12 protein-coding genes and 2 riboswitches are annotated in these 15,496 nt (G+C 58.9%); all 12 genes read right to left on the minus strand.

Annotated elements, in window-relative coordinates:
- The coding region (locus tag PHV01_RS08665) for an iron chelate uptake ABC transporter family permease subunit (RefSeq protein ID WP_337290757.1) at positions 1 to 547 on the minus strand (547 nt) is incomplete at its 3' end.
- On the minus strand, positions 544 to 1,437 hold the full coding sequence (locus PHV01_RS08670) for an ABC transporter substrate-binding protein (protein ID WP_337290758.1): 894 nt from the start codon (positions 1,435 to 1,437) through the stop codon (positions 544 to 546). The genes PHV01_RS08670 and PHV01_RS08665, both read right to left, overlap by 4 nt.
- On the minus strand, positions 1,434 to 3,485 hold the full coding sequence (locus tag PHV01_RS08675) for a TonB-dependent receptor (RefSeq protein ID WP_337290759.1): 2,052 nt from the start codon (positions 3,483 to 3,485) through the stop codon (positions 1,434 to 1,436). The genes PHV01_RS08670 and PHV01_RS08675 overlap by 4 nt, the downstream gene beginning before the upstream one ends.
- A 30-nt stretch (positions 3,486 to 3,515) precedes the next feature.
- A riboswitch (cobalamin riboswitch) is annotated at positions 3,516 to 3,717 on the minus strand.
- Between the two features lie 213 nt (positions 3,718 to 3,930).
- Positions 3,931 to 4,176, minus strand: a riboswitch (cobalamin riboswitch).
- Between the two features lie 116 nt (positions 4,177 to 4,292).
- Complete coding sequence (locus PHV01_RS08680) at positions 4,293 to 4,541, minus strand: histone (protein WP_337290760.1); 249 nt, start codon at positions 4,539 to 4,541, stop codon at positions 4,293 to 4,295.
- Between the two features lie 55 nt (positions 4,542 to 4,596).
- Positions 4,597 to 4,851: a histone gene (locus PHV01_RS08685; protein WP_337290761.1), complete on the minus strand. Its 255-nt coding sequence runs from the start codon at positions 4,849 to 4,851 to the stop codon at positions 4,597 to 4,599.
- Between the two features lie 352 nt (positions 4,852 to 5,203).
- A complete protein-coding gene (locus tag PHV01_RS08690) occupies positions 5,204 to 7,207 on the minus strand; it encodes a PBP1A family penicillin-binding protein (RefSeq protein ID WP_337290762.1) in 2,004 nt (667 codons plus the stop codon).
- A 663-nt stretch (positions 7,208 to 7,870) separates the two neighbouring features.
- On the minus strand, positions 7,871 to 8,641 hold the full coding sequence (locus PHV01_RS08695; protein ID WP_337290763.1) for a VacJ family lipoprotein: 771 nt from the start codon (positions 8,639 to 8,641) through the stop codon (positions 7,871 to 7,873).
- Positions 8,642 to 9,069: 428 nt separating this feature from the next.
- Positions 9,070 to 10,038 (minus strand): quinone oxidoreductase, encoded by a 969-nt coding sequence (locus PHV01_RS08700; protein ID WP_337290764.1) that lies wholly within the window; start codon positions 10,036 to 10,038, stop codon positions 9,070 to 9,072.
- Between the two features lie 267 nt (positions 10,039 to 10,305).
- Positions 10,306 to 10,545, minus strand: coding sequence for a DsrE family protein (locus tag PHV01_RS08705; protein WP_337290765.1), 240 nt, complete (start codon positions 10,543 to 10,545; stop codon positions 10,306 to 10,308).
- Between the two features lie 54 nt (positions 10,546 to 10,599).
- Positions 10,600 to 11,295, minus strand: coding sequence for a PD-(D/E)XK nuclease family protein (locus tag PHV01_RS08710; protein ID WP_337290766.1), 696 nt, complete (start codon positions 11,293 to 11,295; stop codon positions 10,600 to 10,602).
- A gap of 68 nt (positions 11,296 to 11,363) precedes the next feature.
- Positions 11,364 to 12,896 carry an Rne/Rng family ribonuclease gene (locus tag PHV01_RS08715; RefSeq protein ID WP_337290767.1) on the minus strand — a complete coding sequence of 511 codons (1,533 nt, stop codon included), beginning with the start codon at positions 12,894 to 12,896 and terminating at the stop codon, positions 11,364 to 11,366.
- Positions 12,893 to 15,496: a TIGR03960 family B12-binding radical SAM protein gene (locus PHV01_RS08720; RefSeq protein ID WP_337290768.1), complete on the minus strand. Its 2,604-nt coding sequence runs from the start codon at positions 15,494 to 15,496 to the stop codon at positions 12,893 to 12,895. Before PHV01_RS08720 ends, PHV01_RS08715 begins: the two co-directional genes overlap by 4 nt.

Below are 15,496 nucleotides of genomic sequence, written 5' to 3' on the forward strand. Positions count from 1 at the left end.
TCAATGAGCCCAGATAGCCGAGGACAGCATTGACAATGACACCGGCGAGCAGCAGGGTCACCGGCGAGCTGTGCCCATCCACCCGTGCAAGCCGGTAGACCAGGAGTACCGCCAGCAGGCCGCCGACAAAGGCTGAGAACGCCACCGATCCAAAGCCGAGCATGGAGGCCGGGGGCAGGACAAGTATGGCCATCGTCGCCGCGAAGCCTGCGCCGGCCGACGTGCCAATGATATACGGGTCGGCGAGCGGGTTGCGAAGTAATCCCTGGAACAGGACGCCGGCAGTCGCCAAGGCTGCGCCTACCAGTGCCCCTCCCAGGACTCTGGGCAGCCGAAGCTCCAGCAGGATCGTCTCGTCCGCTGCCTGCCAGGTCACCGGGCCGAGTGGAATACCGGCTGACCGAAGAAGGATCTTGAGGATGGTCAGGGGCGATAACGCGACGGCGCCCTGCGTAACACCGATGAACAGCGCCAGGAAAAGGACCACGGAGAGGATGATGTAGGTACGAAGGGCGGGTGGTCGGGAGCGAAAAAAATCGGTCATCATCGAAATCGATCCGGGTGCAGCAGTCTGGCCAACAGCTCGAGGCCCTCAACGATCCTGGGCCCAGGACGACTGATCACGTTCGCATCGATCGCAACGATCGTTCCACGGCGCACCGCCCTCAAGCCGCTCCAACCGGGACGTTGAGCCACCAGTTCCGGCGTTTGAGGATGCAAGGGAGCGAGGGCATCGCTCAGGATGATCAGGTCGGGATCGGCACTGATCAGTTCCTCCAGACTGAACTGAGGCCAAGTCGTTCGCGAGTGCGCGGCGACGTTGACCCCACCCGCGAGGCCAATGAGGACATCGATAAAGGAGCCTGGACCGGCTGTAAAAGGGCGACCCGGGTCGCTGCCATCAAACTCGATAAAGACCTTGGGCTTGGGAGCGTCTCCCACCTTCGCCACGACCGCCGTTACACGCTGCCGCATGGCGCGAACCAGGCTTTCGGCTCGCGCCTCGGCGTCCACGATCCGCCCCATCAGGAGAATATTTCGGTAGATGTCGTCGAGCGTCCGTGGCGCGAAGATCATCACCCTGATCCCCTGCCGTTCGAGCGGCAGAAGCGGCTCGGCGCTTCCGTAGGTCGAAAGAATCAGATCCGGACTGAAGCGCACGATCTGCTCCACACTAAGATTAAAAGGAGCAACTCGAGGTTTAGCTTTTGCGGCAGGCGGAACGTCGCTCCATTGGTCCACGGTTACGATTCGGTCCTCGGCACCCAGGGCGAATAGGATCTCCGTATTGCCCGGCGTCAAGGTCATAATCCGCTTGGGCGGCCCATCCAGCGTGACGGACCGCCCGGCATCATCGACAACAGTGAGTGGAGCCGCTTCGGCAGGTCCCCACAACAACAGCACGATCCCGAACAGCAGGATCAACCGGCGTCTCATAGTGTACCCTTGAGACCAAACAGGGCCGTAATCCCAGGGGTCGAAAAGCCATACACTTGCTGGAAGTCGTTATCGAAGAGGTTCTGAATCTTTCCGAACAGTGTAAGTTCCCGCAGATGGCGGGCATCCTTCAACAAGGTATACGAGGCCGCAAGATCCACGGTCTTATAGCCCTCTGCAGTCACCCGTCGAGTTTCGAAGGTGGCCGGATCGGTAAAGATATCCGGCCGATCACCGACGAACGTTGCCGTCAAGCTCGTATGCAGACGACGCCACACATGGTCGATGGTGAGCGTCCCGGCGTGTCTGGGGCGACGGAGCAGCGGCTGGCCCTTCAGCAAGGCGACGGACCCGATCCCACCATCGTCGAGCACTTTGGTATCCAGAAAGGTGTAGGTGCCACCGATCGTCAAGCCGAATCCTGGGCGTACTGTCGTGGCCAGCTCAACCCCCTCCGCCCGCGCGTTCTGAACATTACAAAAGCTGGCCGGGCAGCCAGGCGTGGGACTAAAAATAAAGGCGATCAAATCATCAAAATGGTTGTGAAAGTAGGTCGCTGAGAAATCGGCCAGCCCATGGAGTACCGGCTGGTCAAGGCCAATCTCCCAACTCCTGGTACGTTCCGGTCTCAAATTGCGATTACCGACGACAAACTGACTCCCGTCGCCAAAGTTCTCAATGAAGCTCGGCTCCTTGATCCCTTTGCCATAAGCGGCTCTAAGCTTTGTCTCTATAAAAGGGATAAGATACGCCGCCGATACACGGGGAGTCACCTCAGTCCCGAATGTGCTGTTTCCATCGACCCGGAATCCCGCCGTTAGGAACAGCCGTTTTTTCCAATCAAACTGACCCTGGAGATAGCCGGCCTTATTATCCCGGCGGGCGTCGTTCGCGCTTAAAGAGGGAAAATCGGTCTCTGTAGCCGCGGCCCGCTGTTCAAACCACTCCCGCTCGAACGCGAAGCCGACGGTGAATAGACCGGATAGATCGAGAACGGTCGGAGTCGTAAGATTCCAGAAGTAGTCTGCGGAGACGCGGCGCTCCTCATTGGTACTGTGGAAGGCGGAGAAATCAAGGGGCTGTCCAGTGCGGGGATCGAACGGATCGAACGGATCGTCGAAGACCGACTGATGGCGGTAGAAGCCGATCTGTACCGTCTGCTGCCACCAGGAGGTGAGCGAGTGATCGCCTTTCGCGCTGAGAACCAATCGCTGCTGATCGCTGGATTGGTTCGGATCAAGCCTGCGCGTATCCCGTGGAAGGACCCGTGGCCGATCACCTTCGAACTCAGTGGGAAAATTGAGGTGGCTGTCGCTGTAACGGACGGCAAGACCCAGATCCAGCGCTTTCTCAAGAGCAAAGCCCACGCGGCCGCTTACAGTCGTGACGCCGAAGTGGTTGTTGATGGGGAGGCTCCCATCGGTGTCGCTTCGGCCCAGCCCCAGCAAGTAGTCAAGTTGCCCGGCTCCTCCACTGAGATTCAATTTCTCCTCAAAGGTTTTTAGATTTCCACCCGCAAACGAGGCTTCGACACGCGGGGTCCCCTTTCCTCTCTTCGTAAATATCTGAATCACCGACCCCATGGCATCGGAGCCGTACAACGCGCTGTGGGGCCCCCGGACGATCTCGATCCGCTCGATGTTGTCGGTACTCAGGTCGCCGAAATCGTAGAAGCCGCCGGCGTCGTTGACCTTCACTCCGTCAATCAGCACCAGATTAAAATTGGAGTTGCCGCCTCTTGGAAACGCAGTCACAATGCTGCCGCGGCTACTCTGTTGCCTGACGCTCAAGCCCGGGACATCCCGGAGAAGGTCCGATACCTGATCGACCTGACGCGCCTCGATCTCCTTTTTCGTAATGACCGTCACCGATGCAGCAACCTGTTTTACTGGAACTTCGGTTTTGGTCGCCGTCACTACCACCGGCCCAAGCTCTACTGCTTCTTCAGGAGTGAGTCCGAGCATCTGCCCCGACGCGCTTCCCAGTCCACAAGCCCACAGAACTGTCACCCACAACCACCCCTTGATCAGACTACTCCAGCATTTCATCGTTCGCCCCCTTATCCGCGAAGGTGGTGCGTTCTTGTCCTCCCCCTGGACAGGTCTCCTGACTCGTGGATCGTTGCCGACCCTGCGCCTTCCCATCCTTCGGCAAGCTCAGGACAGTGGCGTTATGCAGAGCGACTCCCCACTCACAGTGGCGGGACCGTGCTGGCTTTGCCCTGCCGCAGCAAGCGGCCGGCACACCAGCTTCCCTTACATCCAGGGGCGTTCAATTCGTCCGAACAGTTACCTGATCGTATAGGCTTCTCTCACCCCCCTTCAGGCACTCTATCCATCCCTACCAAAGCAAAGATCCGACCCACATCTCCTCCGCAATTAAAAAACCCCAATCCTCCGAGGAGGATTGGGGTTCTCATTCCCAAACCGAACGTTAAACCTGCGCCGCGATCAACCCGGTACGCGACAAGGCCGCCCTTCCCCTCGGAAGGTTATCAGCACCTCGGGGCTGGGCAGGTCTCCTGGCTCGCGGCTTATCTTACTCTCTGCGCCTTCCCAGTGAAAAGACGAGGGATAGGATAAGCGCCCTAACCCTGGTCTTTCACCAGTGGCGTTCAGCAGATTTCAACGCCGCTTACAGTTGCGGGGCAGCAACGGCTTGGCCCTCTACACTCCGAGTACAAGGCTTCACCGTTTTCCCTGTTTCCGCTATCGGCGGACCCAGCCCCACCCGACTTTGGCGGGACAAGGTCTATCTAATCCCACGCTCACCCACAGTGTCAAGAAAATAAAAAGCACCCCGCAAAATGCGGGGTGCTTTTTGGCTCGCGTTAAAGCCCGAAGAATAACTAAACGCTACTTCTTTTCAGGCGCAGCAGCCGGGGCCTTCTCAGCGGCCGGCGCGGTCTCCGCCTTCGGGGCCGCCTTCTTAGCCTTCTTGGCAGCCTTCTTCGGCTTCACTTCCTTCTCAGCAGCAGCAGCCGGAGCCGCCTTCTCAGCAGCAGGCGCGGCATCATGCTTCTTCATTTCGTCAGCAAAGCTGAGACCAGCCACGGAGACGCTGAACAGGCCGGCCATCACTACGATACCGAGTTTCTTCATCATCGCTTCAAATCACCTCCTTTCCAGTTTTGACGTCATATCGTCAGAAGAAGAGGAGTTACTTCTTCTCTGATTCAGGAGCCTTGGCTGGTGCAGCCGGCTTGGCATCCTCCTTAGGAGCCGCAGCCTTCTTCTTGGCCGCCTTCTTCGCGGGCTTCTTGTCCTTGCTACCATCACAAGGGTTGGCTGGAGCACCGGCCGCTGCAGGCGCGGCGGGAGCCGCTGGCTTCGTCTTTTCGTCAGCAAAGCTGAGACCAGCCACGGAGACGCTGAACAGGCCGGCCATCACTACGATACCGAGTTTCTTCATCATCGCTTCAAATCACCTCCTTCCTCGTTTTGATATCTCATCATCAGAAGAATTTGACTGTTACACTTTGCAGGAACGGTGCCAAGACTCGAATTCGCCCACAAATTATTCTCCTCAATAAATCTCATGAGTTACGAACCATACCTACCAGAGCTAGGCGATGAAGGAAGGGCCACACCATTCCGCTCACCCGTTTTGGGGCGTGGCCTACCCCAATTGGGGTGGGCCACGGTTCACGAGACCTCACAACAATACTGTTCACTTCAACCGCTCGTGGTGAGCCTGTCGAGCCACGATGACCCTTCGATAAGCCCAGGGTGAACAGTTGGGGGAGCCTACGTGAACAGTATTGTCGTTAGCGAGAAAAAACGTGACGAATCCAATGCCAGAGAGCGAACGTATCTTGGGAGCAGGTTGCCCTCGGTTCCGTCCCTTGGATGAAAACCTCGTCTACGCCGCCTGAACAGCCGGGGGTCAGGCGGAGGCCGGACGAAGGATCGATCTTGGCTGTGACGATCCCTGGCGGAGGCTCAAAGCTTCGAGACGGATGGTGAACAGACGCTTGCTTAATAAACTGCGTCCAGATCGGCAGCGCAGCCTGAGCCCCTGTCAACTGAAGTGACGCCCCGGAATCGACACCTACCCATACGCCAGCGACCAAGTCTGGCGTGTAGCCGACAAACCAGGCATCCCGCAGGTCGTTGCTTGTCCCGGTCTTGCCGGCCGCGTTCCTGGTGAGCCCGAGGGCGCGAGCCGAGGCAGCAGTGCCCCGTTCGATGGTGCCCTGCAGGATCGACGTTACCAAAAAAGCTGCCTGAGACGAGACTGCTCGCCGCGCCTCTCGTCCCCCTTCAAACAGCACATGTCCTTGTCCATCCTCCACCTTTTTGATCGTGTAAGGTTTGATCCACGTCCCTCCCCTGGCAAGCGTACCGTACGCCGCAGTGATCTCCAGTACGCTGACCTCGGAGGCGCCCAGGAGCGTTGCCGGGTCAGGTCGAAGCCGACTTTCGATGCCGGAAGCCTTCGCTTGATCGATCACACGACCCAATCCGACTTGCTCGCCAATTGTGATAGTGGCAGCGTTGAGGGATCGCTCAAGCGCCTCGCGTAGCCGAACTTTGCCGTAGTAACGATCGTTGAAGTTCCTCGGCCTCCATCGCCCATTCTCCACATCTGGCGCAAGCGGACGATCTTCCACGATAGTCGCAGGCGTAAGCGCTTCGCGCCCATCGACGTGTCCCGCTTCAAAAGCCGCCAGATAGATGAATGGCTTGAAGAGCGAGCCTGGCTGTCGTTTAGCCTGGACGGCGCGGTTAAACTGGCTGCGGTAATAGTCCCTCCCTCCCACCATCGCTTTGATGGCCCCCGCTTCTACGTCCAGCGCTACCAGTGCGCCCTCCACGGCATTTCCTGGCGTCCTCTTTCGCCGACCGTCAAGCTTCGATAGCCCTTGTACAACGGCCTGATGAGCCGCCTGTTGCGTCGCTATATCAAGGGTGGTAAAGACCTTCAGCGTCTTGCCCTTCGAGGCGCCTGAAAGCTTGGCTTCAAGTTCTTTCCGAACGAAATCCAGGAAATGCGTCGCTTCCACAGTCGAGTCCCGTACGACTCGGACTGGTTCCTTCAGGGCGCGGCGATAGTCCGCGTCGCTCAGCTTCCGCTCCTCCAGCAGGCGGCGAAGGACCAGGTCCCGGCGCTCGCGGGCACGCCGCAACGAAACGAGGGGAGAAGCCGTGTTGGGCGACCGGATCAGGCCGACTAACAAGGCCACCTCAGCCGGGTGAAGGGCATCAGGTTCTTTGCCCAGGTAATGGCGCGAGGCGGCCGTAATTCCACGCACCTCGTAAGCCCCGCGTTGGCCGAGATAGACATCATTGAGGTATCGCTCAAGAATTTCTGGCTTCGACAGGGTTGTTTCCAGGCCGAGGGCGAGGACGGATTCTTTAATCTTTCGCGAGAACGAGCGTTCATGGGTGAGGTACCGCGACCGGGCGAGTTGCTGGGTCAAGGTGCTACCCCCCTGGACGATAGACCCGTGCTGCGCGTTCGCCCATGCGGCCCTTATGACCGCGCGCAGGTCTACCCCATGATGTTGATAGAAGCGGCGATCTTCCATGAGCAGCACCGCATCGATCAAGAGAGGAGGGTAGGCACTCAGGGGACGCTCTTCGCTAAGCACGTAGGAAGCGCCCCGGAAGATTGCCATCGGCTCATCCGCCCCGTCGGCATAGATCATCAGCCTGCTTTGCAGTAGATGGCCGGCAATCAGTCCCCACGCTACCCAGACACCGATCAACCCCACCGCAAGTACCAGGGCGTAGCTCAGGCGAATCGACGATCGATCAAAGGATAACATCTGTCCACTCATGGCCTTCGAAATCGAATCCGACTGTAGGAAGGGAGGCGCGTGTCATACTCATATCAAGGGCAACTATCGTGCCATGTTGAGCGCTGGCATACGATGCCGTGAAAAGCGCTCGCACGACACATGGTTGACCGTGTCGTACTCGGGGCGGTTCGATCTCCGGGCGTTGAAATTGCGTGCGAGGAGGGTAAATTTTTCTCGCTGTTCAACGAGAAAACTGCATGGCAGTCAATGCAAATAGGGCGGGAGGTGCGACCCGTGTCTGTCGGAGGTCGAGGAGGGAGTCCTAAAAAGAGAGGCTCTTACAGTTGTTGCATAGATCCTCCAGTACAGGCATAAGCAGGTAGGAGGCGGAACGGATACTTCTCAAAGCTCAGCATAGGCTTCACCGGAGGAGCGAGGACCCACAGAATCTCTACCAGGAAGGCATGCGGAAACTGACTGAGCTTGTAAGGAAGTTTCCGAAGACTTCCACCCGACAGAGCCAGAATGGTCGCTCCGAGAGCCGCAGAAGCAGCAGCTTCCCGCTACCTACCTGTCGACAGGCAGGTATTCGGGAACGCATCAACGATTTCGTTCACCCCACACGGTCCGGGAGAGTCAGGGTATTGACAGCCGCTTCGCGTCACAAGGCGTACGGCGAAGAATATACGATTACTTCTCGATGGCCTTCTGTCTCCGCTGCAGATAAGCATTTCGTACCGCACTGTACAAGTCAACGGTCGACTCTTCAACACTCTCGTACAATTCCAGGTTCTGCGACCGGGCATTGACGACGTCTCCGCCTCTCCTCCCGAACGATGCGGCTAATGGAGCAAAATAATTGATCGGGTCCATCGCCACGTCCCCCACAAGACCAAAGGCATCACGGACCGTCAGCGGGGGTAAGAAGGGGAAGATGAAATAGGGACCGGGACCTATCCCCCATTTACCCAGCGTTTGGCCGGTGTCCGCATCGCTCTGTTCAAGTCCCCACTTCTTGGCGACATCGAAGAAGCCGACGACGCCGACCGTTGTGTTGATGCCGAAGCGAGCCAGTTCGGTACCGGCCCCCTTAAATTTCGCCTGCAGCAGGTTGTTGACTACGCGACGAGGCATGGCGACGTTATCAAAAGCGTTACCGAGGTGCTCCTGCACAGGGTCCGGCAGATAATCCCACACAGTCGCTACAGGTTTCAGGACATACCGATCAACCTTATCGTGATTGAAGCTGAACATCTTTTCATTATACGGCTCCCAGGGGTCGTACTCCTCAATCTGCTCCTTCTCCAGCGACACTGCGCCTTCCATCTGTCGAACAGCGCCTTCATCGGTCGATTGCGGATCGGCCGCCATAACGCTCGACGCGCCCATTAAACCTGTAATTGTCACAACGACAGCCAATGCACCCATCCACGGCAAGAATTTCCTGGCCCTGTGTCCCACCCTTTCCCTCCTTCCCTTAGTCAAAGCCGATGTTCTCGATTGCTTATCCTCGCGCCTCTCCTAATGTCTCACTCTCTCTATTCGTCAAAAAAGCCTATCATCTTTACCACGAATTTTCTTTCTTGTCGCGCAAAATGTGTAACCCATACTACGTCTTAAAGCCTTTCTTGCTAAAATATTAACAAGGTTATTTTCTGTAGCTAATTTGATAAATCACATCTACCTCATCGTCCGAAACCAGCATCGCGCCGTTTGGGCCGAGGGCCATTGAACGGGCGTTGGGGACATGATTCGCGTAGATGCCGATCTCAAACCCTGGCGGCAGTCTGATCTGGTGGAGCGGTAACGCCTGTGCGCTGTTTACTCGGCCGCAAGATACCGATCCGGTCAGCAACACGAGTAAGGGCAACCGAGTCGAAGACCGCGCATCAGGGGATCAGTACGACCTTCCCTGTGGTCTTACGCGCTTCAAGGTTGCGATGGGCGAGTGCCGCCTCGGCAAGCGGCAAAGTCGTATCAATCCGCACGGTGAGGGTCCCGGCGCTGATCCAGTCGAACAGATCCGATGCCCGCTTCAGCAGTTCCGCTCGATCGAGCGTATAGTGCATCAGGTTGGGACGGGTCAGATACAGGGACCCTTTGGCGCTGAGCACCTGGGGGTTCAGCGGCGGCACCGGCCCGCTGGACTGGCCGTACAGCACGAGGTAACCGCGAGGCATGAGGCAGTTCAGACTCTTATCGAAGGTGGTCTGCCCGACCGAGTCGTAGACTACGTTGACGCCTTGGCTATCGGTCAGGCGCCTGGTTTCCGTTTCGAAGTCAGTCTGCGTGTAGAGGATTACCTCATCGGCGCCGGCCTGTCTCGCCAAATCTGCCTTCTGCTCGGTCGAGACGGTTCCGATGACCCAGGCTCCCCGCCGCTTGGCCATCTGGATCAGGAGCAGGCCAACACCACCCGCGGCCGCATGAATCAGCGCCCTGTCGCCCGGCTGCAGCGGATAGGTACTGCAGGTCAGATAGTGTGCGGTCAGCCCCTGTAACATCGCCGCCGCCGCAAGTCGCACATCAATTGCGTCCGGGATCGGCACCAGTCTCCGCGCCGGGACTACCGCATACTCCGCGTAGGAGCCGACATGCATGGCGTAGACGACGCGAGTTCCCGGTATAAGGTCCGACACGCCGGGGCCGACGGCATCCACCACGCCGGCCGCCTCTCGGCCGGGGATCACCGGCAGCGGGTCAGGGTACTGGCCCTTTCGCTGATAGATATCGATATAGTTGACCCCCACTGCCTCAACCTTGACCCGCGCTTCGCCCACACCGGGTTCGGGAAGCGACACCTCTTCGTAACGAAGCACTTCAGGGCCGCCATACTCATGCATGCGAATCGCGCGCATACTGTTGTCTCCCTCTGGAAAAGCGATCAGGGGTCAGCCGTCTGCCAGGTATTGAGGCTGAAGACCGAAGACTGAAGTAGTCTAAAAGCTCTTCCGCCTTCGGCCTTGGATAGAACTGACGGCTAATCGCTAACAAGCTCCTTAGTAAGTAACCGATCGATCATACTCCATGAGCAGTTGGGCGTATCGTTTGATGTCGATCTTCTCGACGCCTGGTACACGCTTGAGGTCTTCGTCCAAGACCCCCCGGGTCTGGGCTCACCCCCCTCAGAGATAGACCGGGATCTGGTGATCTACGGCGAACTGAAATAACTCTTCGAGTGGCGGCAGCCCGTACGGTTTTACATGCTGCCGCAACTCCGGCTTGATCAGGACCGTGGCATCGAGCGCCAACACAATGCCGACATCGATCCCCGATTCCTTCGCCCCCTTCGCCACAAAGAACGGCATCGCCGCCCGCGTTGAGTTATCGTACCCGTGGGTCGCTGTGATCAATAACTTTGCCATCGTCCCCTCCCTCTTTCTCCTTAACGCTCTGTTCATACAGAAGCCTAAAATACCTCAAATGTTGAGTCGTGGGGTGGATTCCCACTCCTGGACTGCGCTGTTCCATCGGCAAAATCCACATGAGAATGAACTGACCGGGGCAGGGCCGTGAAGAATCGCCACGGCGTCCTTGACGAGCGATTCGGCGGCCGCAGGGTCGGTCGGCACCTCGTGGACGTCGACCTGGAACTGAATGAGACCGTGCGCTTTCACCTCGATCGGATGATAGTAGATCAGATACGCGAGACGCTTGGTCTTGTGGCCGTTACCTTCCAGCAGCAGTGTGTAGAGGTTCATCTGATTCTGATAGAATGCATGGGTGTCGGCTTTCGGGGCATACCCCCGGGTCTTGTAGTCCAGCGGGTAGTAGAAGTCGGCCTCATCCACAAGGCACTCGTCCAACGCCCCCATCACTTCAACGTCAGCCCAGGCCGGCGTATAGCGGATCCCACGTCTCCAGTCACGCCATCGGTCGATCGTCTGCGTGTCGGATAGCAGTCGACCCGGGAGCTTTCCTTTCACTTCAGGAGGCAGCTCGCTACGATCCCTGAACTGATCAAAGTATCGCTTGAACTGCAGGTCTAGCCCACCAGGGAGGCTCGGGAAGATAGTCTCGGGGCGCTTAATCCCGGCGTTGATCTCCAGCCAGAAGCAGCGGGGGCACTCGGTATACAATCCCAGGCGGCTGTTGGATAAGGTGAGGCGCTTCATGTTGTCGTCATGGCGCGTCTGTCAAGCGGTGAAGGTTCTTACGGCCGAGAATGAGGTCCGGCTCTACGCTATCCCTCCAGCAACTGGTATTTTCCGGGGGCCAACGATTCTTCCGGAACCAGGATGATCTCCCCGCCATAGGCCTGCTGGAGCGCTTCGATCTCCTCGCCGTCTTCCGCCTGGAACCAGCCGATCAGATCGGGGTGGGCCCGGATCCGGACCAGGGGGATCTGCTTGCGGGACAGCCGCCACTCGACCTCTCGGAGGACTTGATGGGCGATGGAGGGGGTTGAGCGGATGTAGCCAAGACCGCCGCACGCGGGGCAGGACGCGCTCAAGGCCTTGTTCAAGCCTTGGCGGACTCGCTTCCGCGTCATCTCGACCAGGCCAAGCTCTGATAGGAGCGAGACGTTGGTGGGGGAGCGGTCGGGCTTCAGCGCCTCCTTCAACTCCTGGACCACACGATCCCGACTCTCCTGCCGAGCCATATCGATAAAATCGATGATAATGATCCCACCCAGGTCTCGTAAGCGCACCTGGCGCGCGATCTCTAGAGCCGCCTCCAGATTGGTCTTGAGGACCGTCTCTTCAAAATCGTGCTTGCCGACGTACTTTCCGGTGTTGACATCGATGGAGACGAGCGCCTCCGTCTCCTCCAACACGATATAGCCCCCTGATTTAAGCCACGCCTTATGTCGCAGCGCCTTCTCGACCTCCCGTTCAATACCGAACGACTTGAAGATCGGCTCGTCCTCGGTGTACAGAAACAGATGCGACTTCAGATCGGGATGCAGCGATTCGGCATACTCCAGGCATCGCTCGTACTCCGTCGGACTGTCCACGACTAGGCGGACCACCTCTTTCGTGAAGAGGTCGCGGAAGATCCGGAAGATCAGGTCCAGGTCCTTCTGGACCAATGACGGGGCAGCGAGCGCTTCGGCCTTGCCTTTGATCTTTTTCCAGAGGGATCGGAGAAACTCGAGATCGGCCTCGATCTCCGCTTTCCCCTTGCCGATCCCGGCAGTCCTGACGATGACCCCCTCCCGTTGAGGGTTGATCTCTTCGATGATCTGCTTCAGCCGGGATCGTTCCGCCTCGTCCTCGATCTTCCGCGAGACCCCGACGTGCTGCTCGGTCGGCATATAGACCAAGTGGCGGCCTGGCAGGGTGATGTGAGAGGTGATACGAGCGCCCTTGGTCCCAAGCGGCTCGCGAGCCACCTGTGCGACAATCTCCTGGCCCTCCTTCAGGAGCTCCTCGATGCTGGCCTGTGGGCGACGACCTCGAGGGAAGCCGGATCTCGGCTCCTCGGAGAGGGGTTCTGTCGGCTCGCCTTCCTCCCCGATGGTGAGTAACTGCTCATACTCTTCCACGTCCTCGAAGATGTCCCGGACGTACAAAAAGGCATCCTTCGCCAGGCCCAAATCCACGAAGGCCGCCTGCATCCCGGGAAGGATCTTCAGGACACGCCCTTTGTAGATGTTTCCGGCGATGCTCTTGTTCTTCGAGTCATCGATCAGTAGTTCGACCAGCACGCCGTCCTCCAGGACGGCTACCCGGGTTTCCACGATAGAAGAGTTGACGATGATCTCGCGTTTCATTGGTCGCCGTCCAGGATCAGGGCTGTTCTCGCCACGCGCAATTTTGTCTCCCACCCATCATACCGGCCGTTGAGGGTTTCCTTCAAAAGGTGAGCCATAATCACGTGCGGTCGTACACCACCACCCTGACCCGTGCTCAGCCGGATGTCCCAGCGAAGCGCGCCTTCTTCCTCCCCCAAGACTACCAACTCCCGGATCTGCGGACGGGCGTCTACCTCGATCCGCTTCTCCTTCCGCTCTACGCTCACCAGAATGCTGGGTCGATCGAGCCACTCATCGCAGAGCGCCTGAGCGCGAAGCCGCTCGCCGATCTCTTGGGCACAGCCGTTCAGCGGCAACGACACGCGATAGGCGGCCTCCCGTACCAACGTCGTCAGCGATGGCGCCGTCAATGGGACCTCCCAGGCGCGAAGCAACTGCAGTTCGGCCGCGAGGCAACGATTGACCTGCGCCACCAACTCCTCCGGTGCCATGGCCGCACGAAGCTCGATGTCCGCCAATTCCTGCCGCCCCTCAACCCCCACCGGAAGCGCGAGGGCGCACGACAGCTTCGGCTGAGGGTTAAACCCCTGCGAGTAGGCTACGGCGACCCCGGCCCGACGCAGCGCTCGGCCCAGCGCCCGCATCAACTCCAGATGCGACAGAAACCGGAGCATCCCGATCTTCTGGAACATAAACCGAATGCGCTGTACCGGCGCTTCGCTCGGCTCGCGCAGTGTTGAGCGTTGAGCGTTGAGCGTTGAGTCGGGAATCTCACAATGTGAACTCGACGCTCGACGATCGACACTCGACACCTCCATCCCGACCTCTTCTGCCCAGGTCGGCCAGTTGGGCATGCAGATCTCGCCGCAAGCCGTACAGGCGGCCGTATGGCAATCGGGCGTCCCGCGAACCTCCATAGCCTTCTTGTACTCCCGCTGCAGGAACGCTTTGTTGACGCCGGAGTCGATATGATCCCACGGCAACGGCTCATCCACGTTACGCGGCCGATTCGCAAACGCCCTCGGATCGATCCCCGTCTCGTCGAAGGCCTGCATCCACCGGTCGAACTTCAGGTGTTCGGTCCAGCCGTCCAACCGACACCCCAGCTCGTAGCCGCGCCGGACGACGCGGCCAAGTGAACGGTCGCCCAGCGAGAAGACCGCCTCCAGAAACGAGGACTGGACGTTATGCCACTTATACGACACCCTGAGTTCCCGCAACCTTCGTCTCAGGAAGTCCTGCTTGTCCTTGAGTACCTCCATCGGCTCCTGGGCACACCACTGGAAGGGCGTATGCGGTTTCGGTACGAACGAGGAGGTACTGACCGTCAGCCCAAAGCCTCTCGCCGACTCGGCCCGCGCGATCCTCGCCGATTCCCGCGTGATCCGGACGATGTCATCCAGGTCCTCCTGCGTCTCGGTCGGCAGTCCGATGATAAAGTAAAACTTGACCGACTCCCAACCCGCCTTAGCAGCGTTCCGCACGGCCGTAAAGATCTGCTCCTCGTCGAACCCCTCCTTGTTGATCACCTTCCGAAGCCGACTGCTGCCGGCCTCCGGCGCGATGGTGAAGCCGGTCTTCCGAACCCGGCTGATCTCCTCGGCCACCTGCGGAAACCGGTTCAGCGTTTCGACCCGGAGAGAGGGAAGCGACAGTGAGATCTTTTCCGGCAGGAGCCGGTCCATCAATGCGGGCACCACGTCGGGCAGGACCGTCAGATCGGCGATGCTCAACGAGGCGAGCGAGACCTCTTCGTATCCCGTCTGCCGGACTGCATGCATAGCCAATTGCTGAATCTCCTCGCTCGATCGTTCCCGGAGCGGTCGGTACAGGTAGCCTGCCTGGCAAAACCGGCACCCCTGGGTACAGCCCCGCATCACCTCGATACTCACGCGGTCGTGGACGATCTCCATGAAGGGGACCGGGAAGGCGCCGTAATCGATCCCGTCCAGATGGATTGCCGTCCGCTTGCGGATGGTCTCGCCCTGGTGGAACGCCGGGACGTAGCAGCCAGGGATCCTGGCCCATGCCTCAAGCAGCGCGTCACGCCGCCCGCCTGAGGCTTTCCACGCGGCTGTCGCCTCGCAGACCTCGAGGACGACCTCTTCGCCGTCGCCCAGAACGAACAGATCGATGAACTCCGCGATCGGCTCGGGGTTGAAGCCGACGGACCCGCCAGCAATCACAAACGGATCGCCTTCCCGTCGCTCAGCGCTCCCCAAGGGGACGCCGGCCAGGTCCAGCATGTTCAGGATGGTAGTGTAGGACAGTTCGTACTGCAGCGTGAAGCCGATCAGATCGAAATCGGCCAGGCTGTAACCGGACTCAAGGGTACAGAGCGGAATCCGCCCCCGCCGCAGCAGCGCCTCCGCATCGGTCCAGGGCGCATAGACCCGTTCCGCCATAAACTCCGGCCGTCGGTTCAAGATCTGGTACAGAATCTTCAGGCCGACATGGGACATGCCGATTTCGTAGGTATCGGGGAAGGCGAGGGCAATCTTGACAGATGTTGCGGCGGGGTCCTTCTTGACGGCGTTCCACTCCATGCCGATATAGCGAGACGGCTTGCTGACCGTAGGGAGAATTTCATTTACTATCGCTTGCTGAAAGCTGCGCAA

The sequence above is a fragment of the Candidatus Methylomirabilis sp. genome, assembly GCF_028716865.1.
Lineage (GTDB): Bacteria > Methylomirabilota > Methylomirabilia > Methylomirabilales > Methylomirabilaceae > Methylomirabilis.